The sequence below is a fragment of the Agromyces cucurbitae genome (assembly GCF_058349945.1).
In genome coordinates, this window is the sequence record NZ_JBYRES010000004.1 from 488,852 (window position 1) to 514,339 (window position 25,488).

23 protein-coding genes are annotated in these 25,488 nt (G+C 72.0%); 12 read left to right on the plus strand and 11 right to left on the minus strand.

What is annotated here, in order from left to right; all coding sequences use genetic code 11:
- Window positions 1-79: 79 nt before the first annotated feature.
- Genes AC3RJ6_RS16720 through AC3RJ6_RS16730 form a run of 3 tightly spaced genes read right to left on the minus strand, consistent with a single transcriptional unit; the run spans window position 80 to window position 2,753 of the window.
- Window positions 80-916, minus strand: a complete 837-nt coding sequence (locus AC3RJ6_RS16720; RefSeq protein WP_491428236.1) for an ABC transporter permease — start codon at window positions 914-916, stop codon at window positions 80-82.
- Window positions 913-1,830, minus strand: a complete 918-nt coding sequence (locus AC3RJ6_RS16725; protein ID WP_491428237.1) for an ABC transporter permease — start codon at window positions 1,828-1,830, stop codon at window positions 913-915. Before AC3RJ6_RS16725 ends, AC3RJ6_RS16720 begins: the two co-directional genes overlap by 4 nt.
- A complete protein-coding gene (locus tag AC3RJ6_RS16730; RefSeq protein WP_491428238.1) occupies window positions 1,827-2,753 on the minus strand; it encodes an ABC transporter ATP-binding protein in 927 nt (308 codons plus the stop codon). Before AC3RJ6_RS16730 ends, AC3RJ6_RS16725 begins: the two co-directional genes overlap by 4 nt.
- A 96-nt stretch (window positions 2,754-2,849) precedes the next feature.
- Here AC3RJ6_RS16730 and AC3RJ6_RS16735 point away from each other — a divergent pair, with 96 nt between their 5' ends.
- From AC3RJ6_RS16735 to AC3RJ6_RS16755, 5 genes are all read left to right on the plus strand, one after another.
- On the plus strand, window positions 2,850-3,797 hold the full coding sequence (locus AC3RJ6_RS16735; RefSeq protein ID WP_491428239.1) for a pseudouridine-5'-phosphate glycosidase: 948 nt from the start codon (window positions 2,850-2,852) through the stop codon (window positions 3,795-3,797).
- The gene (locus tag AC3RJ6_RS16740; RefSeq protein WP_491428240.1) at window positions 3,781-4,701 is read left to right on the plus strand and encodes a carbohydrate kinase family protein; all 921 of its coding nucleotides are present in this window, start codon (window positions 3,781-3,783) and stop codon (window positions 4,699-4,701) included. Before AC3RJ6_RS16735 ends, AC3RJ6_RS16740 begins: the two co-directional genes overlap by 17 nt.
- A gap of 32 nt (window positions 4,702-4,733) precedes the next feature.
- Window positions 4,734-4,961 carry a hypothetical protein gene (locus tag AC3RJ6_RS16745; RefSeq protein ID WP_491428241.1) on the plus strand — a complete coding sequence of 76 codons (228 nt, stop codon included), beginning with the start codon at window positions 4,734-4,736 and terminating at the stop codon, window positions 4,959-4,961.
- A gap of 82 nt (window positions 4,962-5,043) precedes the next feature.
- Window positions 5,044-6,996, plus strand: coding sequence for an ABC transporter ATP-binding protein (locus AC3RJ6_RS16750; RefSeq protein WP_491428242.1), 1,953 nt, complete (start codon window positions 5,044-5,046; stop codon window positions 6,994-6,996).
- A 191-nt stretch (window positions 6,997-7,187) separates the two neighbouring features.
- The gene (locus tag AC3RJ6_RS16755) at window positions 7,188-8,021 is read left to right on the plus strand and encodes a hypothetical protein (RefSeq protein ID WP_491428243.1); all 834 of its coding nucleotides are present in this window, start codon (window positions 7,188-7,190) and stop codon (window positions 8,019-8,021) included.
- Window positions 8,022-8,036: 15 nt separating this feature from the next.
- Here the strand turns inward: AC3RJ6_RS16755 and AC3RJ6_RS16760 are convergent, their stop codons facing one another.
- From AC3RJ6_RS16760 to AC3RJ6_RS16770, 3 genes are all read right to left on the minus strand, one after another.
- Window positions 8,037-8,531, minus strand: coding sequence for a 2'-5' RNA ligase family protein (locus AC3RJ6_RS16760; protein ID WP_491428244.1), 495 nt, complete (start codon window positions 8,529-8,531; stop codon window positions 8,037-8,039).
- A gap of 49 nt (window positions 8,532-8,580) precedes the next feature.
- Window positions 8,581-8,982 (minus strand): DUF1622 domain-containing protein, encoded by a 402-nt coding sequence (locus AC3RJ6_RS16765; protein WP_491428245.1) that lies wholly within the window; start codon window positions 8,980-8,982, stop codon window positions 8,581-8,583.
- A gap of 192 nt (window positions 8,983-9,174) precedes the next feature.
- Window positions 9,175-11,058 (minus strand): phosphoenolpyruvate carboxykinase (GTP), encoded by a 1,884-nt coding sequence (locus AC3RJ6_RS16770; RefSeq protein ID WP_491428246.1) that lies wholly within the window; start codon window positions 11,056-11,058, stop codon window positions 9,175-9,177.
- A 129-nt stretch (window positions 11,059-11,187) separates the two neighbouring features.
- Here AC3RJ6_RS16770 and AC3RJ6_RS16775 point away from each other — a divergent pair, with 129 nt between their 5' ends.
- The 3 genes from AC3RJ6_RS16775 (at window position 11,188) to AC3RJ6_RS16785 (ending at window position 14,333) form a co-directional block, all read left to right on the plus strand.
- Window positions 11,188-12,630, plus strand: a complete 1,443-nt coding sequence (locus AC3RJ6_RS16775) for a helix-turn-helix domain-containing protein (protein ID WP_491428247.1) — start codon at window positions 11,188-11,190, stop codon at window positions 12,628-12,630.
- 387 nt (window positions 12,631-13,017) lie between these two features.
- Window positions 13,018-13,359 (plus strand): PadR family transcriptional regulator, encoded by a 342-nt coding sequence (locus AC3RJ6_RS16780; RefSeq protein WP_491428248.1) that lies wholly within the window; start codon window positions 13,018-13,020, stop codon window positions 13,357-13,359.
- Entirely contained in the window at window positions 13,356-14,333 is a 978-nt protein-coding gene (locus tag AC3RJ6_RS16785; protein ID WP_491428249.1) for a permease prefix domain 1-containing protein, read from the plus strand. Before AC3RJ6_RS16780 ends, AC3RJ6_RS16785 begins: the two co-directional genes overlap by 4 nt.
- Window positions 14,334-14,440: 107 nt before the next feature.
- Here the strand turns inward: AC3RJ6_RS16785 and AC3RJ6_RS16790 are convergent, their stop codons facing one another.
- The 3 genes from AC3RJ6_RS16790 to AC3RJ6_RS16800 form a co-directional block, all read right to left on the minus strand.
- On the minus strand, window positions 14,441-15,229 hold the full coding sequence (locus AC3RJ6_RS16790; RefSeq protein ID WP_491428250.1) for an SDR family NAD(P)-dependent oxidoreductase: 789 nt from the start codon (window positions 15,227-15,229) through the stop codon (window positions 14,441-14,443).
- Window positions 15,230-15,392: 163 nt separating this feature from the next.
- Window positions 15,393-16,568 (minus strand): thiolase family protein, encoded by a 1,176-nt coding sequence (locus AC3RJ6_RS16795; protein WP_491428251.1) that lies wholly within the window; start codon window positions 16,566-16,568, stop codon window positions 15,393-15,395.
- A 140-nt stretch (window positions 16,569-16,708) separates the two neighbouring features.
- The gene (locus tag AC3RJ6_RS16800; RefSeq protein WP_491428252.1) at window positions 16,709-18,208 is read right to left on the minus strand and encodes a glyceraldehyde-3-phosphate dehydrogenase; all 1,500 of its coding nucleotides are present in this window, start codon (window positions 18,206-18,208) and stop codon (window positions 16,709-16,711) included.
- Window positions 18,209-18,417: 209 nt separating this feature from the next.
- Between AC3RJ6_RS16800 and AC3RJ6_RS16805 the strand changes: the two genes are divergently transcribed.
- Complete coding sequence (locus AC3RJ6_RS16805) at window positions 18,418-19,536, plus strand: VanZ family protein (RefSeq protein WP_491428253.1); 1,119 nt, start codon at window positions 18,418-18,420, stop codon at window positions 19,534-19,536.
- A gap of 87 nt (window positions 19,537-19,623) precedes the next feature.
- Here AC3RJ6_RS16805 and AC3RJ6_RS16810 read toward each other — a convergent pair whose 3' ends face one another.
- Both AC3RJ6_RS16810 and AC3RJ6_RS16815 read right to left on the minus strand, forming a co-directional pair.
- On the minus strand, window positions 19,624-19,929 hold the full coding sequence (locus tag AC3RJ6_RS16810; protein ID WP_491428254.1) for a hypothetical protein: 306 nt from the start codon (window positions 19,927-19,929) through the stop codon (window positions 19,624-19,626).
- 42 nt (window positions 19,930-19,971) lie between these two features.
- Window positions 19,972-21,474, minus strand: a complete 1,503-nt coding sequence (locus AC3RJ6_RS16815; protein WP_491428255.1) for an APC family permease — start codon at window positions 21,472-21,474, stop codon at window positions 19,972-19,974.
- 141 nt (window positions 21,475-21,615) lie between these two features.
- Here AC3RJ6_RS16815 and AC3RJ6_RS16820 point away from each other — a divergent pair, with 141 nt between their 5' ends.
- The 3 genes from AC3RJ6_RS16820 to AC3RJ6_RS16830 all read left to right on the plus strand — a co-directional run bounded on the left by AC3RJ6_RS16820 (window position 21,616) and on the right by AC3RJ6_RS16830 (window position 25,453).
- On the plus strand, window positions 21,616-22,233 hold the full coding sequence (locus AC3RJ6_RS16820; RefSeq protein WP_491428256.1) for a TetR/AcrR family transcriptional regulator: 618 nt from the start codon (window positions 21,616-21,618) through the stop codon (window positions 22,231-22,233).
- Between the two features lie 124 nt (window positions 22,234-22,357).
- On the plus strand, window positions 22,358-23,281 hold the full coding sequence (locus AC3RJ6_RS16825; protein ID WP_491428352.1) for an AraC-like ligand-binding domain-containing protein: 924 nt from the start codon (window positions 22,358-22,360) through the stop codon (window positions 23,279-23,281).
- Window positions 23,282-23,470: 189 nt separating this feature from the next.
- Window positions 23,471-25,453, plus strand: a complete 1,983-nt coding sequence (locus AC3RJ6_RS16830; protein WP_491428257.1) for a primary-amine oxidase — start codon at window positions 23,471-23,473, stop codon at window positions 25,451-25,453.
- Window positions 25,454-25,488: the final 35 nt, after the last annotated feature.

Here is a 25,488-nt window from a genome sequence, read left to right on the forward strand (position 1 = left end):
GGTTCGTGCAGGCGACGATACGCGCGCGTCGACGGGATGTCGCGGGCCCGTGTCACACGCGGCAACAGTGACTCCGCCGTCAGGCGAGGAAGAGCGCCTTCAGCCGCCGCGTCGTGAACGTGACGCCGATCGCGATCATGACGACGTAGTAGAGCACGTGCCAGAGCATCGCCCAGTCGACCTCGCCGGTGGTGAGCCCGCGCACGAGTTCGACGCCGTGCCAGAGCGGCAGCGCCTCGACGACGCGTTGCAGCCACTCGGGGTAGACCGTGATCGGGTAGAACGTCGCCGAGAACAGGAACATCGGCAGCAGCACGAAGTTGATCCAGTCCATCTGCTGGAACGTCTTCATGTAGCTCGTGACCGCCATGCCGAGGCTCGCGAACCCGAACGCGATGAGCAGCACGGCGGGCACCGCGAGCAGTGCCCACCACGAGAGGTTGAGGCCCAGCACCTGCATGACGAGCTGGAATCCGACCGCGTAGAGCCCGCCGCGGGCGAGCGCGAGCAGGATCTCGCCGAGCGCGACATCGAGCGGGCCGAGCGAGGTCGCGAGCATGCCTTCGTAGAGCTTCGCGAACTGCATCTTGAAGAAGACGTTCCAGGTCGAGTCGTAGATCGCGCCGTTCATCGCCGCGACGGCGAGCAGCGCGGGCGCGATGAACGCCGCGTAGGGCACCTCGGTGCCGTTCGCGGTCGTGACGGTGCCGACGAGGGCGCCGAGTCCGAGCCCCATCGACAGCAGGTAGAAGATGGGCTCGAACAGGCCCGACAGCATCACGAGCCAGTTCGTGCTCCGCGTCGCGCGCCAGCCGCGGAACATCACCGAACGGGCATTGCCCGCGTAGAGCGAACGGGCCGGCCGCGCACCGGGCACCGGGCCGCCGCCCGGGCGGTCGAGTCGGGTCGACGTCATCGGTTCAGCCTCCTCGCGGCGATGCGGCGGGAGCACGCCCAGCCGACGACGAGCCAGGCCGAGAGGTAGAGCACGTGCACGACGGTGAGCCAGATCGGCTCGTCGTACCCGTAGGTGAACACCCGGCCGAGCTCGGTGCCGTGCCAGAGCGGCGAGATCCAGCCGATCCACTGCAGCCAGACGGGGAACTCGTCGAGCGGGAAGAACGTGCCCGAGAACAGCGTCATCGGCAGCACGACGAACCGCATGAGCATCGCGAGCTGGCCCGTGTCCTCCTCGAGCGTCGAGGCGTAGGCCATGACGACCGTGCCGAACGCGAGCCCGCACAGCAGCGACGCGAAGATCGCGAGGAACCCGAGCGGCGACGGCACCGCCCCGAACAGCAGCATGAATCCGAAGTAGATGACGCACGTGACGAGCATGCGCACGGCGACGGAGATGACGACCCCGTCGACGATCTGCGCGGGCCGCAGCGGCGACGCGTTCATGCCGAAGTAGACGGGGTTCCACTTGTAGCCGAGCATGACCGGGTACGTGAACTCCTCGGTCGCCACCGTGACCGCCGCGCTCGCGAGCAGTGCGGGCGCGACGAACGCGAGGTAGCCGACGCCGTCGACACCGGCGGCACCGACGTTCTGGTCGACGATCGTCGCGAGGCCGACGCCCATCGCGTAGAGGTAGATGACGGGGTTGCCGATGCCCGTCGCGATGACCGTCTGCAGGTACGACCGCATGACGAGGAACCGGTGCTCGGCGACGTACCAGGCACCGAAACGGCGGGGCCGGATGCCGCCGGCGATCGCCGCGCGCGCCTCGGCGCCGACCGCATCGGCGTCGACGGCCGCACGGGCCGCGCCGGCGGGGCCGGAGGCATCCCAGCCCCCGGCACCGGGGTTGCGGTCGGTCTCGCTCATTCGATGAGGCTCCGCCCCGTGAGCCGGAGGAAGACGTCTTCGAGGCTCGAGCGCCGCACGAGGCTCGTGAGCGGGTGCAGCCCCGCGTCGGTGATGCGCTCGAGCTCGGACTCGCCGTTCTCGCTGTAGACGAGGATGCGGTCGGGCAGCACCTCGAGTCGATCGCCGATGCCGGCGAGCCGGCCGGCGACCTCGGCGTTGCGGTCGGAGCCGAAGCGCACCTCGAGCACCTCGCGCGACGAGTACCGGCGGATGAGCTCGGCCGGAGTGCCCTCGGCCATGATCGTGCCCTTGTCGACGACGACGAGCCGGTCGCACAGCTGCTCGGCCTCGTCCATGTAGTGCGTCGTGAGCACGAGGGTCGTGCCCTGCTCCTTAAGCCGGAACAGGCGATCCCAGAGGATGTGCCGCGCCTGCGGGTCGAGCCCGGTCGTCGGCTCGTCGAGCAGCAGGATGCGCGGGTCGTTGATGAGCGCGCGGGCGATCGTGAGGCGGCGCTTCATGCCGCCGGAGAGGGCCTCGACGCGGGCCTTGCCCTTCTCCTCGAGCTGCGCGAAGGCGAGCAGCTCGTCGGCGCGCCCGGCGACGAGCCGGCGCGGCAGGCCGAAGTACCGGCCGTAGACGAGCAGGTTCTCGCGCACGCGCAGCTCGGTGTCGAGGTTGTCGGCCTGCGGCACGACGCCGAGCTGCGACCGGATCTCGGGGCCGTGCCGGTCGGGGTCGAGCCCGAGGATCGAGAGTTCGCCGTCGGTGCGGGTCGAGACCGCCCCGACCATGCGCATCGTGGTCGACTTGCCCGCGCCGTTGGGGCCGAGCAGGCCGAACGACTCGCCCGGCGCCACCTCGAACGAGATGCCGTCGACGGCGGCGAAGTCGCCGTAGCGTTTGACGAGGTCGCGGGCGACGATGACGGGTGCTGGCACGGTACTCCACGCTAGCGGGCGGCACCGACGGCGGCGAGGGGATGCCGCTGGCGGGGCATCCGCCGGGTTGTCGCACCGCGCCCCTAGCATGGCCCCATGCCCGCCGACGTGCCGCCCTCCCCTCCCGTCGCTCCGACGGGGCCCGCCATCCGCGTCTCCGACGACGTGCGCGCCGCGCTCGCGGCGGGCCGCCCGGTGCTCGCGCTCGAGTCGACGATCCTCACGCACGGGCTGCCACGGCCCCGCAACCTCGAGGTGGGGCTGCGCAGCGAGGCCGAGGTGCGGGCGGCCGGCGTCGTGCCGGCGACCATCGGCGTGATCGGCGGCGTCGCGGTCGTCGGCCTCACCGCCGACGAGATCGAGCACCTCTGCGCGACCGACGGCGTCGTCAAGGCGAGCGTGCGCGACCTGCCGATCGCCCGGGCGAAGCGGCTCGACGCCGGCACCACGGTCGCCGCGACCGCCTGGCTCGCGCACCGCGCGGGCATCCGGGTCATGTCGACGGGCGGGCTCGGCGGCGTGCACCGCGGGGCGGGCGAGAGCTTCGACGAGTCGGCCGACCTGCCCGTGCTCGCCGAGACGCCGATCACGCTCGTGAGTGCGGGGGTCAAGTCGATCCTCGACATCGGCGCGACGCTCGAACGGCTCGAGACCCTGGGCGTCCCGCTCGTGGGCTACCGCACCCACCGGTTTCCGGGGTTCACGATCGCCGACTCGGGCTTCGCGCTCGACTACCGGGTCGACTCCCCCGCCGAGGCCGCCGGGCTCGCGCGGGCGCGCGACGAGTTCGGCCAGCGGGCCGCGGTGCTCGTCGCGAACCCGGTCGCCGCCGATCGGCAGCTCGACCCCGCGCTGCACGACCGGGTGCTCGAAGCGGCGCTCGCGGCGGCCGAGGCCGAGGGGGTGACCGGCCATGACACGACGCCGTTCCTGCTCGACCGGTTCCAGCGGGAGACGGGCGGCCGCAGCCTCGAGGTCAACCTCGAGCTCTACCGGGCGAACGTCGCGCTCGGAGCGGAGATCGCGCGTGAGCTCGCCGGCTGACCGGGCCGAGGCTTCGGGCTCGCCGCGCCTCGCGGTCGTCGGCGATCTCGTCGAGGACATCGTCGTCTGGGCGTCCGAGCCGGTGCGGCACGGCACCGACACGGCCGCGAGCGTGTTCCGCACCCGGGGCGGCAGCGCGGCGAACGTCGCCGCCCTCGCGGCGCCGCTCGTCGCGACGCGCTTCATCGGCTGCGTCGGTGTCGACGCGGCGGGCGATGCCCTCGTCGGCGCACTCGAGGGGAGCGGTGCCGAGGTCCTCGTGCAGCGTCGTGGCACGACGGGCGCGGTCGTCGTGATCGTCGACCCCGACGGCGAGCGCACGATGTTCCCCGACCGGGGGGCGTCGGCCGGGCTCGCGCAGGTCGACCCCGCCTGGCTCGACGGCGTCGACTGGCTGCACGTGCCGAGCTACGGGTTCGAGCGCGAACCCGCGCGGTCGGCCGTGCTCGCGCTGATCGCCGACGCGCGACGACGAGGTGCGGGCGTCTCGATCGACGCGTCGTCGACGGGGCTGCTCACCGGACTCGGGGTGCCGCAGGTGCTCGATCTCTACGCCTCGCTCGCGCCCGACGTACTCTTCGCGAACGAGACCGAGGCGGCCCTGCTCGGAATCGGATCAGGGGCGTCGGCGAGCGCGGCGTCGATCGCCGCGACGACCGTGGTGAAGCACGGCCCCGAGCCGACGCAGGTGTTCGACCACGGCGGCCTCGTCGCCGAGATCCCCGTCGCCCCCGTGCCCGGCGCCCGCGACCTCACCGGCGCCGGCGACGCGTTCGCCGCGGGATTCCTCGCCGCGATGCTCGCCGGTGCGACGAGCGTCGAGGCCGCGCTCGCGGGCCACGCGGCCGCCGCCCGGGTCATCGCCGCCCCGGGCGCCTCCGCGCATCAGGTCAACCGTGGTTGACGTCTCCCATTTCGTCAACTACGGTTGACGGCATGGATGACCGCACCCTCCGCACCGCGATCGCCGCCGCCGACGGCGATGATCCCTATCGCGCGCTCCGCGAGATCCGCCGCGTGCGCATCGAGCTCGACCGCGAGCTCGACCGCGCCGAGGCCGTCGCGGTCCGCCGTGCCCGCGCCGCCGGATCGAGCTGGCAGCTCATCGCCCTCGCCCTCGAAGTGTCGAAGCAGGCTGTGCACAAGAAGTACGGGCGCAGCTGAGCCGGTTAGGCTGCAAGGCGGCGATGGCGCGAGCGACGGGGGCGCGAGGCATCCCGGTCGCCCCCGTCGTCAGGAAGTGAGCATGAGCACCAGCGAGACCCCCACCCGCCGATCCGAACGCGAATCGCGCCGAACCGGCGCACGGCCCGCCCGACCGGACGCCCGCGCCGCCCGCACCTCCCCATTCGGCCGCCGAGGCGAGCAGCCGGCCGGTCCGCGAGCGACGTTCCGCCAGCTGCTGCCGTTCATCTTCGAGCACCGACCGGTGCTCATCTGGGTCGCGGTGCTGTCGGTCGTCGGCGCCCTCGCGAGCCTCGCCCAGCCGCTGCTCGTCGGCCGCGTCATCAACACGGTCGAGGCCGGCGACCCGCTGAACGGCATCGTCTGGGCGCTCATCGCCCTCGTCGTCGTCTCGGGCGTCATCTCGGGCTACCAGCACTACCTGCTGCAGCGCACGGGCGAGGGCGTCGTGCTCTCGAGTCGCAAGAAGCTCATCTCGAAGCTGCTCAACCTGCCCATCGCCGAGTTCGACACCCGCCGCACGGGCGACCTCGTCTCGCGCGTCGGCAGCGACACCACGATGCTGCGCGCCGTGCTCACGCAGGGCCTCGTCGAGGCCATCGGCGGCACCGTGACCTTCGTCGGCGCGCTCATCGCAATGCTCATCCTCGACCCCGTGCTGCTCGGGCTGACCGTGCTCGTCGTCGCCATCGCGATCACGACCGTCACGCTCCTCTCGCAGCGGGTGCGCGAGGCCTCGCACGCGGCGCAGGCGAAGGTCGGCGATGTCGCGGCCAGCGTCGAGCGGGCCATCGGCGCCGTGCGCACCATCCGCGCCGCGGGCGCGACCGATCGCGAGGTCGCGGCCGTCGAGGGCGAGGCCGAGGGCGCGTGGCGCATGGGCGTGCAGGTGGCGAAGATCTCGGCGCTCATCGTGCCGATCGCGGGCATCGCGATGCAGGTGTCGTTCCTCGTCGTGCTCGGCGTCGGCGGCTACCGCGTCGCGTCGGGCGCGATCACGGTCGCGAACCTCGTCGCGTTCATCCTGTTCCTGTTCATGATGATCCTGCCGCTCGGCCAGGCGTTCGGCGCGATCACGTCGGTCAACGCGGCGCTCGGCGCGCTCGGCCGCATCCAGGAGATCCTCGACCTGCCCGATGAAGACGAGCACGACCGCGAGCTCGCGCCCCGCGCGCTCATCGTCGGCGACGCCAACGAGGGCCTGCTGCCCGACGCTCCCGCCGTCGCCTTCGACGACGTGCACTTCGCGTACGCGTCGACCCGGCAGGACCCGGCCGACCCGGCGAACGACTCCCCCGACGAGCACCTGCCCGAGCCGAACGTCACCGAACGCCAGCCCGTGCTGCGCGGCGTCTCGTTCGACGTGCCGCGCGGACAGCGCATCGCGCTCGTCGGCCCGTCGGGCGCGGGCAAGTCGACGATCCTCGCCCTCATCGAGCGGTTCTACGACCCGTCGGTCGGCGCCGTGCGCATGGGCGGGCTCGACCTGCGCTCGATCGATCGCCGTGAGCTCCGCGCGCAGATCGGCTACGTCGAGCAGGACGCGCCCGTGCTCGCCGGCACGCTGCGCGACAACCTGCTGCTCGGTTCGCCCGATGCGACCGACGCCGAGTGCGAGCACGTGCTGCGCGCGGTCAACCTCGGGGCCGTGCTCGACCGCGACCCCGCGGGCCTCGGCGCGGCGGTGGGCGACGACGGCATCATGCTCTCGGGCGGCGAGCGGCAGCGGCTCGCCATCGCACGGGCGCTCCTCGCCGCTCCCCCGATCCTGCTGCTCGACGAGTCGACCTCGTCGCTCGACGGCGTCAACGAGCGCATGATGCGCGAGGCGATCGACGCGGTGGCCGCGGGTCGCACGCTCATCGTGATCGCGCACCGGCTCTCGACGGTGATCGACTCCGACCGCATCGTCGTGCTCGACGACGGCCGCGTCATCGGCGAAGGCACGCACGGCGAGCTCGTCGCATCGGTGCCGCTCTACCGCGAGCTCGCCGAGCACCAGCTGCTCGTCTGAGCCGGCGACGCGGACTCGTGGCCGGCGCCCGCGAGGCGTCCGCCACGGGGCATCCGGTCCCTGCGGGCTCAGGGCCTGCCCGAGCGAACCTCAGTGCTCACTCGGATGGCCCGGCGCGACGATCTTCCTAGCGTGGAGGCATCGCATCCGATCGCGGATGCCCCGAGCCCACGCCCCCTGGAGGACCCGCCATGACCATCGCGACCGTGCCCACCGCACGCGACCTCGACCCCTTCGACGGTATCCCCGTCGGCCTCATCGACGACCTGCCCGAAGCCGGCGCCGACTCGACGGCGACTCGCCGCACCGGCCTCGGCAACTCGTTCGACCGGGTGCAGTCGGCCATCCAGGGCTGGCTGCGCCACTGGGAACCCGTCGAGCTTCCCGCCTTCACCCCCGTGCGCGACGTCATGCCCGACGACGACCGCGGCCGCAGCTCGCTCAAGTCGGCGCCGACCCGCGCCGACGGCTCGGTGCGGCTCACCGCGAGCCTCTACGACCCGCCCAAGCACGACGCCGACCGCGGCCCGCTCGCGTGGTCGCGCAACTGGGCGAGCGCGGCGGTGCTGCCGCCCGCCCGCGAGTCGGGCCGGCTGTACTACCGGTTCAGCGTCTCGAGCCGTCTCGTGCTCGACGGGCAGGCGTCGCTCAGCCTCGTCTCGACGAGCGTCAACTTCGGCATCGTCGCCGACGCCGCCAAGCAGAGCCCCTTCCAGGCGCCCGGATTCGCGACGCCGATCGCCCGCCCGCTCGTCGGCGTGCAGGCCCGCGCCGAGGTCGACGCCCAGGCGTCGCAGGTGTTCGAGGGCTCGATCGCCGTGCGCCAGGGCGAGACGCCCGCGATGGCCTTCGTCATCGGCACCGACGTGCTCTTCGAAGACGGATGGGTGCGCCTGCACGAGGGATCGAGCACGTGGGTCGGCCCGGCCGAGCCCGGTGCGAGCGGCACGGTCGAGTTCCGCTACGCGCCCGCCGCGGTGCTGCGCGTCATCGGCCACCTCGACGACCCGCACACGGTCGACTGAGCCGGCGCCCCGACCTCAGTCTCCGCCCGCCGCGGCCCCGTCCAACGGCCACACCCCGATGATCCGGCCGTGGTGCGAGGTCTCCGGCGGGCGGAGCCGCACGAGCGCGACCGCCGCGAGGTCGAGGCGGTCGCCGCGGTGCACCCGCCCGTGCCGCTTCGCGGTGACGTGCGGGCGGAAGTCGGGACGCATGCGCACGAGATCGATGCCGAGCCCGCGCAGCGCCGCGATCGCCGCGGCGCGCAGGGCTGCGATCTCGCCGCCGTCGCGCACGAGCGAGACGAGGATGTCGCGACGCGGGCCGAACATCGCGTCGTCGCCGACCGCGACCGAGATCGGCCGTCGCTCGCCGGTGCCGGCGACCGCCGCGAGCACGGCGCCGAGCGCCTCGGCGTCGAGCTCGGTCTCGAACGGCTCCACGAGGGTCACGTGCAACGGCCACTGCGCGACCGTGAACTCGTCGCCGACGGTGAGCGGCGAGAGCGGCAGCACGACCACGAAGCGCGCCATCCGGTGAGTCTAGCCGGGCCAGTCGCGACGAGCGCGAGACGTCGCCGCCTCACCGCGTGGGCGCGGCCGCCCGCTCGACGTCGCCGGCCTCGCCCTCCGTACCGCCGTCCCCGGCACGCGGGCGCTGCCACGGCCAGCGCCCGGTGATCTCGACCGCGAGCGACCAGCTCAGGAACGTCCGGATGAGCACGATGATGCCGAGCACGCCCACCGACTCGAGCGTCGGCGTCACGGCCACCGTGCGGATGATGTCGGCCGCGACGAGCAGTTCGAGGCCGATCAGGATGCCGCGGCCGAGCACCCGCCGGAACCGTTCGTAGGCCGGCCCCGTGTTGCGGATGCGCCGGATCGCGGCATCCACCATGGCGTAGAGCACGCCGACGACGATCGCGATGACGCCGATCGCGTCGATGATCTCGCCCGCCCGCGTGATGATCTGGCCGAACTCCATGCCGCCCTCCTGCGGCACACGCTAGACCCGAGGGCGCCGGGCGGGCCGGATGCGCGACGCGTGGCGCGGAGCCGGAGACGGCGAAGGGGCGGATGCCTGGGCCCACACGCCGGAGGCTCCGCGCATCGCGAAGCGATGTGTGGAGTGGCGTGGGGAAGCATCCGCCCCTTCGAGGCACCGGGTCTCGAGCGACTACTCGGCGACGGGCGCCGAGGCGTGCTCGAGGTGGTAGCGCAGGCTCGAGAGCTCGGCCTTGAGCGCCGCGGGCACGCGGTCGCCGAACTGCGCGAAGTACTCCTCGGTGAGGTCGCACTCGGCGAGCCACGAGTCGCGGTCGACGTCGAAGAGCTGCGCGAGCGTCTCGTCGCTGATCTCGAGGCCGTCGAGGTCGAGCGAATCGGTCGCGGGCAGCAGGCCGATCGGCGTCTCGACGGTGTCGGCGGTGCCCTCGACACGGCCGACGATCCACTCGAGCACGCGCGAGTTCTCGCCGAACCCGGGCCACAGGAACGAGCCGTCGGCACCCTTGCGGAACCAGTTCACCTGGAAGATCTTCGGCGCGCCCTGGCCGAGCACGCGGCCCATCTTCACCCAGTGGCCCCAGTAGTCGGCCATGTTGTACCCGCAGAACGGCAGCATCGCGAAGGGGTCGCGGCGCAGCTCGCCCACGGTGCCCTCGGCGGCGGCGGTCTTCTCGGACGAGATCGTCGCGCCCATGAACACGCCGTGCTTCCACGAGCGCGCCTCGGCGACGAGCGGCACGTTCGTCGCGCGGCGCCCGCCGAACAGGATCGCATCGATCGGCACGCCGTCGTGGGCGTCCCAGTCGTCGGAGATCTGCGGGCACTGCGCGGCGGCGACCGTGAAGCGCGAGTTCGGGTGCGCGGCGGGGCGGCCCGAGGCGGGCGTCCAGTGGTTGCCCTCCCAGTCGGTGAGCTCCTCGGGCACCTCGTCGGTCAGGCCCTCCCACCAGACGTCGCCGTCGGGGCGGAGCGCCACGTTCGTGAAGATCGTGTTGCCCCAGAGGGTCTGCACGGCCGTCGGGTTCGTCGACTCGCCCGTGCCGGGCGCGACGCCGAAGAAGCCGGCCTCGGGGTTGATCGCGTAGAGGCGGCCGTCGTCGCCGGGACGCATCCAGGCGATGTCGTCGCCGATCGTCTCGACCTTCCAGCCGGGGATCGTGGGCTGCAGCATCGCGAGGTTCGTCTTGCCGCAGGCCGACGGGAACGCGGCGGCCACGTGGTACGCCTTGCCCTCGGGCGAGGTGATCTTGATGAGCAGCATGTGCTCGGCCAGCCAGCCCTCGTCGCGCGCCATCACGCTCGCGATGCGCAGGGCGAAGCACTTCTTGGCGAGCAGGGCGTTGCCGCCGTAGCCCGAGCCGTACGACCAGATCTCGCGCGAGTCGGGGAACTGCACGATGTACTTCGTGTCGTTGCAGGGCCACTCGATCTCGGCGCGTCGGTGGCCGACGCCGTCGACGAGCGGGTAGCCGACCGAGTGCACGGTGCGCACCCACGGCTCGCCGGCCTCGATGAGGCGGTACACCTGCTCGCCCATGCGGGTCATGATGCCCATCGAGAGCACGACGTAGGGCGAGTCGGTGATCTCGACGCCGAGCTGCGAGATCGGGCCGCCGAGCGGACCCATCGAGAACGGCACGACGTACATCGTGCGGCCCTTCATCGAGCCGTCGAACACCTCGGTGAGCTCGTCGCGCATCTCGCGCGGGTCGCGCCAGTTGTTCGTGGGGCCCGCGTCCTCCTCGTAGGTCGAGCAGATGAACGTGCGGTCCTCGACGCGCGCGACGTCGGAGGGGTCGGTGCGGGCGAGGTAGCTGTTGGGACGCCACTCGGGGTTGAGCTTGATGAGCTTGCCCTCGGCCACGAGCTGGCGCTCGAGCAGGTCGGCCTCGTGCTGCGAGCCGTCGCACCAGACGACGGCGTCGGGCTTGGTGAGCCCGGCGATCTCGTCGACCCAGGCGCGAAGGGCCGGGTCGGTGGTGCCGCGCTGCGCGTGGCCTTCGCCGTACGACTGGGTGCCGTCCGTGTCGGTCGAGAGCCCGGAGATGGTCATCGTCGTCCCTTCCAAAAGGTGCCCGGCACGGCGCCGGATCGGTTCGTGTTTCCAGAATGCGCCGTTTCGAGGCATCCCGGTGACCATTTCGGGTGTTAAGAAATTGGGATCTTTAGATATTCTTAACGGATGAAGGCAGGCTCACCCGATCTCGCGACCCTCGGCCACCGCATCCGCCACTTCCGCGGCGAACGCGGGCTCACGCTCGACCAGCTCGGCGACGCCGTCGGCATGGCCGGCAGCCAGCTCTCCCTCATCGAGAACGGCAAGCGCGAGCCGAAGCTGTCGACGCTCGACGCACTCGCGGCGGCCCTCGGCGTCGAGCTCTCCGACCTGCTCTCGCGCGAGGCGCCGAGCCGTCGCGCCGCCCTCGAGCTCGAGCTCGGCCGCGCGCAGACCGGCCAGCTCTACGCGAGCCTCGGCCTGCCGCCGATCAAGGCCTCGCGCGGCATCACCGACGAGACCCTCGAGGCGATCGTCGGCCTGCACCGCGAATTGCAGCGGCGCGCGTCAGAGGCGATCGCGACGCCCGAAGAGGCACGGCGTGCCAACACCGACCTGCGCGAACGCATGCGCGCCCGGCACAACTACCTGCCCGACATCGAGGCCCTCGCCGAGGAGCAGGTGCGCTCGTCGGGCCACCGCTCGGGCGCGCTGACGCACCGCGAGGTGGGGGTGATGGCCGAACGGCTCGGGTTCCAGCTCATCTACGTCGACGACCTGCCCGACTCGACCCGCTCGATCACCGACCTCGCGAACGGACGCATCTACCTGCCGCCGGCCTCGATCCCCGGCGGGCACGGCCTGCGCTCGATGGCCCTGCAGGCGATGGCCCACCGCCTGCTCGGACACACGCCGCCCGCGAGCTACGACGAGTTCCTGTGGCAGCGGCTCGAGATCAACTACTTCGCCGCGGCGTGCCTCATGCCGCAGGACGCGTCGGTCGCGTTCCTGCAGGAGGCGAAGAAGGAGAAGCGGCTCGCGATCGAGGACTTCCGCGACGCGTTCGGGGTGACGCACGAGGCCGCCGCCCTGCGGTTCACGAACCTCGCGACCGAGCACCTCGACATGACCCTGCACTTCCTGCGGGTGAACGGCGACGGCGCACTGCTCAAGGGCTACGAGAACGACGGCCTCCCACTGCCGACCGACGTCACGGGCTCGATCGAGGGCCAGTGGGTCTGCAAGAAGTGGAGCGCGCGCACGGCGTTCGAGCACACCAACCGCACCACCGAGAACTACCAGTACACCGACACCCCCGCGGGCACGTTCTGGTGCGCGACGCAGACCGGCCGGACGGATGCCACGGAGTTCTCGATCACGGTCGGCGTGCCGTTCGCGCAGGCGAAGTGGTTCCGCGGGCGCGAGACCACGGTGCGCGCGGTGTCGACGTGCCCCGACGAGGCGTGCTGCCGCCGCGCACCGTCTGGGCTCGCGGAGCGCTGGGCCGGCCAGGCCTGGCCGAGCGCGCGACTGCACGCGCACGTGCTCTCGCCGTTGCCCTCGGGCACCTTCCCGGGCGTCGACGACGCGTCGGTGTACGAGTTCCTCGAGGCGCACGCCGGGCAGTAGGCCCGGCACCGTCGCCGACACTCGCACTCGCACTCGCACTCGCGCGCACACGACTCCCCGAGAGTGCACTCGTCGCCCACCAGACGGGCGACGACTGCACTCTCGACGTTCCCCCCTACGCGCACCCCACCGAAGGTGCACTTGTCGCCCACTGGACGGGCGGCGACTGCACTCTCGACGTTCGCCCGTGTACGCCCCCACGAAAGTGCACTCGTCGCCCGCTCGACGGGCGACGACTGCACTCTCGACGCGGCGGGCGTGCGTGCGCGTGAGGCACAGAGGGTGGGCAGGCGGGACCCGGCGTGACGCCGGGCTGCGACCCCGGGGCATCCGCACGCAATGAAGTTTCTCTTGCATTAGTGTGTGTCACACAGTATCGTGTGAGACATGAACCTCGATGAGACGACCGCCGGGCACCTGCAAGAACTGCGCCGCGGCACCGTCGTGCTCGCCTGCCTCGTGCGGCTGCGCACGCCCGACTACGGCTACGCCCTGCTCGAGTCGCTCAACTCGCTCGGCATCCTCGTCGACGCCAACACGCTCTACCCGCTGCTGCGCCGGCTCGAGAAGCAGGGCCTGCTCACGAGCGAGTGGAACACCGACGAGGCGAGACCCCGCAAGTTCTACCGCACGAGCACGATCGGCGAGCACCTCGCCGACACCCTCATGACCGACTGGCGACGCATCGACGACGCGCTCGCCGGCCTCACCGACGGAGACGAATCATGACCGCCAACACTCTCACCGACCGCTACGTCTGGGCCGCCGGCCGCAGCGTGCCCGAGGCGCAGCGCGCCGAGCTCGAGCGCGAGCTGCGCGAGCGCATCGGCGACGCGAGCGACGCACTCGTCGACGATGGCCGCTCGCCGGCCGACGCCGAGCACGAGGCCCTGACCGCGCTCGGCGATCCCGCCGCCCTCGCCGCCGAGTACATCGGCCGCCCGCTGCAGCTCATCGGGCCGCGCTACTTCCTCGTGTGGTGGCGGTTGCTGAAGTTCCTCCTCGCGGTCGTGCTGCCGATCGCGGTGGCAGCCGTCACGCTCGGCCAGCTGCTCTCGGGCGCCCCGGTCGACGAGGTGGTCGGCAGCGCCGTCGCGAGCGCGCTCTCGATCGCCGTGCACCTCGGATTCTGGACGACGCTCGTCTTCGCCATCCTCGAACGCACGCCCGCCGCTGCCGGCCAGCGCGGCATCGACCTCGAGTGGAAGCCCGAGATGCTGCCGCAGATCGCCGACGACGGCCGCGCGAACCGGCTCACCGACCTCGTCGCCTCGCTCGTGCTGCTCGCGATCTTCGGGGTGCTCCTCGTCGCGCAGCAGTTCGGCCTGCCGTGGGTCGACGCGCTCTCGTCGATCCCCCTGCTCGACCCGGCGCTCTGGAGCTTCTGGCTGCCGTACTTCCTCGTGCTCATCGTGCTCGAGGCCGTCTTCGCGGTCGTCGTCTACGCCCGAGGCTGGACCTGGTGGCTCGCGAGCCTCAACCTCGTGCTCGGCGTCGCGTGGGTGGTGCCCGGGCTCTGGCTGTGGACGACCGGGCAGCTCTTCAACCCCGCCGCGCTCGAGGCGATCGGCTGGCCGTGGGGCGAGGCGGGCGCCGTCATCGCACCGATCGCCGTGGTGGCCGTCATCGCCGGCGCCGCATGGGACGTCGTCGACGGCTTCATCAAGGCGGCCCGAGCGCAGCAGCGCATCACCGCCGCCTGACCCGAGGCGCCCGGCCGCCTCATCACGAACGGGGATGCCTCGAGCCGATCGATCGGCTCGAGGCATCCCCGTTCGCTGCGAGTGCCCGGGGGCCGGGCGGCGCCGGCCTACTTCGGCTGCATGCGGATCGCGCCGTCGAGGCGGATCACCTCGCCGTTCAGCATCGGGTTCGCGATGATCGAGCGCACGAGCGCGGCGTACTCGGTCGGGTGGCCGAGTCGCGAGGGGTGCGGCACCTGCGCCTCGAGCGAGGCGCGCACCTCGTCGGGCATGCCGGCCATCATCGGCGTCTCGAAGATGCCGGGAGCGATCGTCATCACGCGGATGAGGAGCTTCGACAGGTCGCGCGCGATCGGCAGGGTCATGCCCGCCACACCCGCCTTCGACGCCGAGTAGGCGGCCTGCCCGATCTGGCCGTCGAACGCGGCGACGGAGGCGGTGCTGATGATCACTCCGCGTTCGGCGGTCGCGGGCCCGCCGGGCACCGCGGCCGTGACCGGCTCGGTCTCGGCCATCGCGGCGGCGGCGAGCCGGGTCACGTTGAAGGTGCCGATGAGGTTGACGCGGATCGTGCGCTCGAACGCGTCGAGCGGGCCCGCGCCGTCGCGGCCGACCGTGCGGTTCGCCGTCACGATGCCGGCGCAGTTGACCGCGACCCGCAGGGGCGCGAGTGCCGACGCCGCGTCGACCGCCGCCTGCACCTCGGCCTCGTTCGCGACGTCGGCCGCGACGAACCGCGCGCGATCGCCGAGCTCGGCCGCCGCCTCCTCGCCGCGCGGACCGGGCAGGTCGACGAGCACGACCGACGCGCCCCCCTCGATGAGTGCACGGGCCGTCGCCCGGCCGAGGCCCGAGGCCCCGCCCGTGACGACCGCGGATGCGCCGCTGAGTTCCATGTGTGGTCCTTTCAGGTGTTCATCGAGTCGCCCGACTCCGTGCGGAGCTGGGTGACTCGCTGCGATGGGTGCGTGGTGGGACTGAACGGAGTTCCGGTCGAGTCGCCCGAGTCGGTGCGAGGTCGGGCGACTCGAAGCGGTCGAGGGATCGAGGCGTGCGGAGTCAGAGGCGCTCGATGATCGTGGCGTTGGCCATGCCGCCGCCCTCGCACATCGTCTGCAGGCCGTAGCGGCCGCCCGTCGCCTCGAGCTGGTTGACGAGCGTGGTCAGCAGGCGGGTGCCCGACGATCCGAGCGCATGCCCGAGGGCGATCGCGCCGCCACGGGGGTTGAGCTTGGCGGGGTCGGCCCCGGTGTCGGCGAGCCACGCGAGCGGCACCGACGCGAAGGCCTCGTTGACCTCGTACGCGTCGATGTCGTCGTGGCTGAGCCCCGCCCGCTCGAGTACCTTCGCCGTGGCCGGGATGACACCCGTGAGCATGTAGAGCGGATCGCTGCCGACCACCGAGAACGCACGGAACCGCGCCCGCGGGGCGAGACCGAGCTGCGAGGCGCGCTCGGCGCTCATGATGAGGGCGGCGGATGCCCCGTCGGTGAGCGGCGACGAGTTGCCCGGGGTGACCCGCCACTCGAGGTCGGGGAATCGCTCGGCGAGCGCGTCGGTGCGGAAGGCGGGGTTGAGACCCGCGAGCGATTCGACGCTCGTGCCGGGGCGCACGGTCTCGTCGCTCAGCGCGTCGACGCCCGGCACGGGCACGACCTCGGTCGCGAAGGCGCCCGACTCGGTGGCGGCCGCGGCGAGCTCGTGCGAGCGCGCCGAGAACTCGTCGAGCTCGTCGCGCGAGAACCGCCACTTCGCGGCGATCAGCTCGGCCGAGACGCCCTGGTTCACGAGCCCCTCGGGGTAGCGATGGCGCAGTCGCGAGCCGAACGGGTCGGCTCCCGCCGCGCTCGAACCGAGCGGCACGCGGCTCATCGACTCGACGCCGCACGCGATCACGATGTCGGCGCTGCCCGAGATGACCGCCTGCGCCGCGAACGTCGCCGCCTGCTGGCTCGACCCGCACTGGCGGTCGATCGTCGTTCCGGGCACGTGCTCGGGGAACCCCGCGGCGAGCACCGCGTTGCGGGTCACGTTGTAGCTCTGCTCGCCGATCTGGCTGACGCAGCCGCCGATGACGTCGTCGACGAGCCCCGGATCGAGGTCGCTGCGCGACACGAGCGCGTCGAGCACGCCCGCGAGCAGGTCGACGGGGTGCACGCCCGAGAGGAGTCCGCCGGGCTTTCCGCGCCCGACCGGGGTGCGTACGACGTCGACGATGACGGCTTCGTTGCTCATGGCTCCAGCCTACGTCCGCCGCGAACGCGCTTGCGCCGGGGCCCGACCCCTCGGCCCGAGACAGCGGCCCCGCCCGGCCCCGGACGACGGATGCCCCGTGCGCGAGCGTGCGCACGGGGCATCCTGAATCGGAAGCGAGGTCAGCCGACGGGCGCGACCTCGAGCTCGAGCGATTCGAGCACGACCGGCTGGCGCTCGGGGAAGACGATCGGGTGCGAGCCCGCCATCGCCTCGATGACCCGCACGACCTGGCACGAGTAGCCGTACTCGTTGTCGTACCAGACGTAGAGCACCGCGTCGGTGCCGTCGGCGATCGTCGCGAGGCCGTCGACGATGCCCGCGCGGTTGTTGCCGACGAAGTCGGTCGAGACGACCTCGGGCGATTCGATGTAGTCGATCTGCTGGCGCAGCGGCGACGTGAGCGAGACCTGGCGGAGGTACTTGTTGATCTCGTCCTTCGAGGCGGGGCGCTCGAGCTGCAGGTTGAGGATCGCGAGCGACACGTCGGGCGTGGGCACGCGGATCGCCGAGCCCGTGAGCTTGCCCTCGAGCTCGGGCAGCGCCTTCGAGACGGCCTTGGCCGCACCCGTCTCGGTGATGACCATGTTGAGCGCCGCCGAGCGGCCGCGGCGGTCGCCCTTGTGGAAGTTGTCGATGAGGTTCTGGTCGTTCGTGAAGGAGTGCACCGTCTCGACGTGGCCGCGCACGACGCCGTAGGCGTCGTTGACGGCCTTGAGCACCGGGGTGATCGCGTTCGTCGTGCACGAGGCGGCCGAGAGGATGCGGTCGGCGCCCGTGATGTCGTCGGTGTTGATGCCGTGCACGATGTTCTTGATCGCGCCCTTGCCCGGCGCCGTGAGCAGCACGCGCGCGACGCCCGTCGACTGCAGGTGCTGGCTGAGGCCGGCCTCGTCGCGCCAGCGGCCCGTGTTGTCGACGACGATCGCGTCGTGGATGCCGTACTCGGTGTAGTCGATCGTCGCCGGGTCGTTCGAGTAGATGACCTGGATCAGCGTGCCGTTCGCGAGGATCGTGTTGTTCGCCTCGTCGACCTCGATCGTGCCCTGGAAGGGGCCGTGCACCGAGTCGCGGCGCAGCAGGCTCGCGCGCTTCATGAGGTCGTTGTCGCTGCCCTTGCGCACGACGATCGCGCGCAGGTTGAGGCCCTGGCCTCCGCCCGAGTGGGCGATGAGGATGCGGGCGAGGAGGCGCCCGATGCGGCCGAACCCGTAGAGCACGACGTCGGTGCCGGATGCCTCGGGGGCGGCGCCGCCCGCGACGGGAGCGATCTCGGCGCGCACGAAGTCGACGAAGTCGGGCGCCTCGCCCGTCGCCTGCTCGGCGGCGTACCGGTTGACGATGCGGGCGACGTCGATCGAGGCGGGACCGGGTGCGATCTCGCGCAGAGCCTCGAGCACGCGCATGGTGTCGGCGAGGTCGAGCTCGTCGTCGCCGGCCTGGCGCGCGAAGCGGTGGGCCTTCACGAGCTCGATCGCGGAGCGGTTGATGAGGCGGCGGCCGTGGATCGAGGTCACGACCCCGTGGTCTCGGTAGAGGCCGCCGATGAGCGGAATCATCCGCTCGGCGAGCTCCTCCTTGGCGATCCATTCGGCACGGCGGGCGTCGAACTCGTGGCTCACGGTCTTCCTTCTCGGCCGAGCGCGCGCGGGCGTCGTCGACCAGGGTCGTGCGTCCGCGTCTGCCGGTGGGCAGCGCTGGCCGCATTCTTTCCGGGGATGTCTCGATCATACGTGGACATTCATGCGCGATTGCTGTACGTGACGTCGAACGGATGCGGCGCGGCGCGACGGCGCGGCTACCGCGAACACCCTCCGTAGACTGCTGTGACGTGGATCGCATCATGCCGGGGGTCATCGCGATCGTCGTCGGCTCACTCGCCCTCGTCGTCGTGTTCGTGCCGCTCGTCGCGCTGAGCTATCGGCGTCGCGGCGGCTTCTCGGGCGCACGCCTGCTCGGCTGGATCGCCCTGCTCTTCTACGTCATGGGACTCTGGGCGTACACGCTGCTGCCGCTGCCCGACGGTGCCTACGACTGCGTCGGCGTCGAGCTGAACCCGTTCGCGGTGGTCACCGACATCGCCCGGCTGCAGGCCGAGGAGGGCGGATCGCTGCTGCGCAACGCGGCGTTCCAGCAGCTCGTGCTCAATCTCGTGCTGTTCCTGCCGCTCGGCTTCTTCGTGCGGGCGCTCTTCGATCGCGGCATCCTCGTCGCCGCGGTGTCGGGTGCGCTCGTGTCGCTCGCGATCGAGCTCACCCAGCTCACGGGCGTCTGGGGGCTGTTCCCGTGCGCGTACCGCCTGTTCGACCTCGGCGATCTCGCGACGAACACGGCCGGAGCCGTGGCGGGCTCGGTCATCGCCGCCGCGGTGCTGCACCGGTGGCGCGTCCGCGGTCGCGCGGCCGCAGCATCCGACGGGGATGCCGCCGACGACACCATGCCCGTCACGGCGGGGCGCCGCCTCCTCGCGATGGTCGTCGATCTCCTCGTGGTGTGGCTCACCGGCTACGGGCTCACCGTCGCGATCTCGGCGGCGATGTACGTGCTCGCGGGCGGCGACGGGTTGCCCGGCTGGTTCGACCCCGACCTCGTCGCCCTCGCCACGAGCGCCGTCGCGATCGCCGCGCAGGCCGTCTCGGTGCTGGCGGGCGGCGTCACGCTCGGCGAGCGGGCCGTGCTCATCGAGGCCGTCGAGACCCGGCGCCCCGCGGAGGCGTGGCGGCTCGTGCGCTTCGCCGCGGGCATCGGCGGGTACTCGATCGCGGCCCTGCTGCCCGGACTTCTCGCCCTCCTCGGCCCGGCGCTCGCGATCGCGAACCTCGTCGGCGCGTTCACGACGCGCGGCCACCGCGGCTTCGCCCAGGCGATGGCCGGCATGGACGCGGTCGGGCGGGCGCGCCCGGCCGTGCGGGACGACGCGGATGCCTCGTCGCGCGCGACCGGCCGCTAGCCGTCGACGTCTCGTCGGGGCGCCGGATCGGGCTCGGGTTCGGGCTCGGGTTCGAGCTCGGGTTCGGGTTCGGGTTCGGGTTCGGGCTCAGGCGATGCGGACGTCGTCGACGTAGCCGATGTCCTTGCTCGCGATGCGCTCGGGGATGCCCGCGAACGCGGCGGCCCGCTCGGGCGAGACGACGTAGGCCGCCTCGACCCGCTCGAACTCGGCCCGGTCGCCGGGCACACTGACCGCCCAGACGAACTCGTTCGCCTCGGGCACCCCGTACGCGAACTCGACCTCGAAGCCGGTCGCCCGCCGCACCGGGGGCATCTTCTCCTCGAACCACGCGACGAACGCGTCGTACTCCCCCGGGACGATCTGGTAGCGGCGCAGCTGCACGGTCTTCATGCCTCCATCATGCCGTGGCGCGCGAACCCGTGACGTCGCGCGTCAGCCGAGGTGCTCGGCCGACGCGCCCTCAGCACCGTGGCCGATGCGGCGGTAGACCTCGGGCCGGCGGCCGCGCAGCACGAGGCCCCAGACGACGCCCACCACGCCGGCGAGCACGATGAGCGCCGGCAGCAGGAACGTCGTGAGGTCGGACTCGGCCTGACCGAGCAGCACGTTGAAGTTCAGGACGATGAGCACGAGCACGGTCGCGAGCGCGAGGAACGAGAGCACGGGCGACACGATGCGCGAGCCCACCCCGACGTCGCGCGGGTCGCGGCGGAAGTAGCCGATGACGGCGAGCGACACGACGGCCATCAGCAGCACGAGGCCGAGCGCGCCGGTGTTCGTGAGCCAGTTGAAGAGCGTGACGACCGGGAACAGCGGTCCGAGCTCGCTGCCCGCGCCAGCCACCGCGAACACCGCGACGACGACGAGCGCGACGACCGACTGGGCGACCGAGCCGGCCCACGGCGATCCGCTGCGCTCCCGCACCTTCGCGAACCAGGCCGGCAGCACGCCCTCCCGGCCGAGGGCGAAGCCGTACCGGGCGACCGCGTTGTGGAAGCTGACGAGCGCGGCGAACAGGCTCGTGATGAACAGCAGCGACATGAAGTCGACCATGATCGGTCCGAGGCGCTCGGCGACGAAGGCGAAGAAGAGCGGCGGCCCGGCCTCCTCGGCGCTGATGCCGCCCGACGAGATCTTGTCGGTGCCGACGGCGAGCGCGAGCGCCCACGACGAGATCGCGTAGAACACGCCGATGATGATGACCGCGGCGAACGTCGCGCGGGCGACGGTGCGCTTCGGGTCCTTCGCCTCCTCGCCGTAGATCGCCGCCGACTCGAATCCCATGAACGCGGCGATGCCGAAGACGAGCACGGCGCCGAGGCCGGGCAGCAGCAGCGAGGCGGGCGAGACGGGCGCCGCGGTGAAGCCCTCGGCGGGGTTCGCGAACGCGACGATGTCGAACACCGTGACGACGACGAACTCGAGCACGACGATGACGCCGAGCACCTTCGCCGAGAGGTCGACGCGGTTCACCCCGAGGAGGCCCACGATGAGGATGAACACGACCACCCCGACCCACCACGGCACGTCGAGGCCGAGCTTCTCGCTCACGAGCACCGACACCTGGAAGCCGAACATGCCCCAGATGCCGATCTGCATGCAGTTGTAGGCGACGAGCGCGATGAGCGCGACGCCGACGCCGACCGGGCGGCCGAGCCCCTGCGCCGCGTAGGCGTAGAAGGCGCCGGCGTTGGTGATGAATCGGCTCATCGCCGCGTAGCCGAGCGAGAACACGGCGAGCACGGCGGCGAGCACGAGGTATCCGACGGGCACCGCGATCGAGCCGGTGACCGAGTAGGCGGTGGTGGCACCGCCCGCGATCACGGTCAACGGGGCGGAGGCGGCGATGATCAGCACGACGATCGCCGGGACGCCGAGCCGGCCGCGGGTCCGGCGCTCGGGCTCGAGGGTGTCGGGGAGCGTGCTCGCACTCATGTGAACTCCAGTGTTCGAGGGGGACGGGGCTGACGCAATACTTCCCCTCCGCCTCGATCGCGTCTTGACCGGCGGCGCACGGTGCTTGACCGCCGCGGCACGTCCGCCCCGCGGTCGCGTCGGCCCGCTATCGTGCTCGCTGTGAGCAGTGAACGCCCCTCCTCCCCCGTGCACGTCGCCGAGACGACCGACGCGGTGACGGCGGCGACGACCCCGGGCGGCCGCCAGGCGCTGCTGGCCGCGACGATCACCGTCGTCGCCGAGTCGGGCCTGCGCGCGCTGACGTACCGGGCGGTGGCGGCCGAGGCGGGCGTCTCGCACGGACTCGTCCGCCACCACTTCGGAACCCGCGACCAGCTCATCGCCGAGGCGCTGTCGTACGCCGTCGACGAGAGCCTGCGCGAGACGAACATGGCGGCGCGAGACGTGCCGGGCGACGCGGCGCATTTCGCCGAGGGGCTCTCCTCGCTCGCGTCGCGCAGCACTGCGGTGCAGGCGTTCCAGTACGAGCTCCTGCTCGAGTCGCGCCGGCGGCCCGAGCTGCGCCCCGCGGTCGAGCAGTATTACGAGACCTACCGGCGTGCCACGCACGACCGCCTCCTCGAGCTCGGCATCGACGACGACGAGCTCATCGAAGTCATCTGGTTCGCGCTCGACGGGCTCGTGTTCAAGACCCTCGTGCTCGGCGGCGACGCCGACGCCGATCGGGTGCTCGCCCGCATCCGCCGGCTCGTGGAGGAGCACGCCACCCCGCGCTGACCGGCGTCGACCGACGTCTCCGGCCCGCAGAAGCCCCCTTGACTATCCAAATGGATAGTCCTAGGGTGTTCGCAACCATCGAGGCGGTTCGAGGAGGAATGTGGCGATGGGTCGCGCGACGATGATGACGACGGTGGGAAGCCTGGACTTCCCGCGATTCCGGACGGCGGTGAGCGAGTCCTTCGTGCCGCTCCGGGTGACCACCGACCGGCCCGACCCGTTCGGCGGCGGCATCCGTCACGTCGCGGCCGGCGACATCCACTGCTCGATCGTGTCGGCCGACGAGCACCTCGTCGAGCGCACGCCGAAGCTCGTCGCTGACTCGCCGCGACGCTGCTACAAGGTCGGCCTCCAGCTCGAGGGCACCGGCCTCCTCGTGCAGCACGGTCGCGAGACGGTGCTGCGGCCCGGCTCGCTCGTGATCTACGACACCGACCACCCGTACTCGCTCGCCTTCGCCGAGCGGTCGAGCACGTTCGTGCTCATGTTCCCCGCGCACGCGCTCGACCTGCCGCACGACGCCGTCGGCGAGCTCACGGCGACCTCGCTCGGCGACGCGGGCGGGCTCGGCGACGTCGTGGTGCCCCACCTCGCGAACCTCGCCGGCAACCTCGGGCTCGTGACTGGCCCCGGCGGCGACCGGCTCGCGCGCACGAGCGTCGACCTCGTCGCCGCGATGCTGTCGAACGAGCTCGCCGTCGCGCGGGTGTCGACGAGCCCGCGCCAGCGCCTGTTCGCCGAGATCACGCGCTACATCGACGAGCACCTCCGTTCGACCGCGCTCGATCCGGCCGGCCTCGCCGCGGCGCACTTCATCTCGCCACGCCACCTGCACGCGCTCTTCCACGAGCACGGCGCGACCGTCTCGGGCTGGGTGCGGCGCCGACGCCTCGAGGAGTGCCGCCGCCGCCTCGCCGACCCCGCGTTCGACGCGCGCTCGATCTCGAGCATCGCGAGCGAATGGGGCTTCGCCGACGCCGCGCACTTCAGCCGGGTGTTCCGCGCGGAGTTCGACCGCTCGCCGAGCACCGTCCGCGCCGAACGCTAGCCGCCCCGCCCCGCCCGGCCGCCGCCCCGACCCGCTCGCCCACGACCCGCACTTGCGTGCACGTCGCGAACCCGTGCGGGCACGCGCCCCACCCCACCCCCACCGTGCGCGCACGGAACACCACCGCGCCCGGAACGACAAGACTCCCCCGCGCCCGGCGCGAAGACTGATCACGACCCTGGAGGATCCATGCACCACCACGAACTGCTCACCGTCGCCCCCACCGAGGTGCGCCACCCGCTCGACCTCACGACCGCCGAGGAGTTCGAGCGCGGTCGCGAGATCCTCGTCGAGGCCGGCCGGGTCGGCGAGCAGACCCGTTTCCCCAACGTCATGCCCGAGGAGCCCGACAAGGCGCTCGTCGCGGGCTTCACCGCGGGCGACCCCGTCGAGCGCAGGTTGCGCTACACGCTGCTCGAGCTCGACAGCGGCCGGGCGGCCGAGGCCGTCGTCAACCTCACCACGGGCGGGATCGACGACTGGCGCGACCTCGACCCGCAGCATCCGCCCTATGGGCAGCCGCAGTACCTGTTCGAGGAGTACGAGCTCGCGGCCGAGATCGTGAAGACCTCGCCCGAGTGGCGCGCCGCGATGGAGCGCCGCGGCCTCGGCGACAAGATCGAGCTCGCATTCTGCGGCCCGCTCGCACCGGGCTTCTTCAACCGGTCCGACGAGGTCGGGCGCCGCGTCATCCGCTCGCTCACGTTCGTCAAGGACTCCCCCGGCGACAACCACTGGTCGCACCCGGTCGAGGGGCTCGTCGTGCACATCGACCTCACCGAGCGCCGGGTCATCCGCGTCGAGGACCACGACGGCGCGCCGGTGCCCGAGCTCGACGGCCGCTACGACGCCGAGTCGGTCGGACCCGCGCGCACGAGCCTGAAGCCCCTCGAGATCACCCAGCCCGAGGGGCCGAGCTACCGCGTCGACGGCAACGAGGTCGAGTGGGAGAACTGGCGGTTCCGAGTCGGCTTCAACGCGCGCGAGGGGCTCGTGCTGCACCAGCTGTCGTTCCGCGACGGCGACGAGCACCGCCCCGTGCTCGCCCGGGCGAGCGTGCCCGAGATGGTGGTGCCCTACGGCGACACCTCGCCGACCCGCTTCTGGATCAGCTACTTCGACGCCGGCGAGTACCTGCTCGGCAAGAACGCGAACGCCCTGCAGCTGGGGTGCGACTGCCTCGGCGTCATCCACTACTTCGACGCCCACGTCGCCGACGACCACGGCAACCCCGTGCGCATGCCGAACGTCGTCTGCATGCACGAGGAGGACTACGGCATCCTCTGGAAGCACAACGAGATGGGCGAGCGGCCCGAGGTGCGGCGCAGCCGCCGCCTCGTGATCAGCTACTTCGCGACGATCGGCAACTACGACTACGGCTTCTTCTGGTACCTCTACCTCGACGGCACGATCCAGATGGAGGCCAAGGCCACGGGCATCGTGTTCGCGGGCGCCGGCGAGCCCGGCCACGACGACCCGCACGCGAACGAGATCGCGCCCGGGCTCTTCGCGCCCGTGCACCAGCACCTGTTCTGCGCCCGCCTCGACGTCGCGATCGACGGCGACGACAACACGCTCGCCGAGATCGACGCGGTCGGCGTGCCCACCGGCCCCGAGAACCCGTACGGCAACGCCTTCACCTGGCGGGTCACCCCGATCACGCGCGAGTCCGAGGCGGGTCGCCTCGCGAACGGCGCGACGTCGCGGGTGTGGCAGGTCGCGAGCGCGTCGCGGCGCAACGCGGTCGGCCGCCCCACCGCCTACTGGCTGGTGCCCGAGGGCAAGTCGACGCTGCTCGCGCAACCCGACTCGACGGTCTGGGGCCGGGCGAACTTCGCCACGAAGCACCTCTGGGCGACCGCCTACTCGCCCGACGAACGGTTCCCCGCGGGCGACTACCCGAACGCGCACGCGGGCGGCGCCGGAATCCCGGCGTGGCAGCAGGCCGACCGCGACCTCGACGGCGCCGACCTCGTGCTGTGGCACGTGTTCGGGCCGACCCACCTCCCCCGCCCCGAGGACTGGCCGATCATGCCCGTCGACTACTCGGGCTTCCTGTTCAAGCCGCACGGCTTCCTCGACCGCAACCCCGCGCTCGACCTTCCCGATGCCGGCCGGGCGGATGCCTCGGGCTGCTGCGGCACGGGCGACGCCTGCGCCTGCGCGCACTGACCTCGCGACCACCGATCGAACCGACCACATCGAAC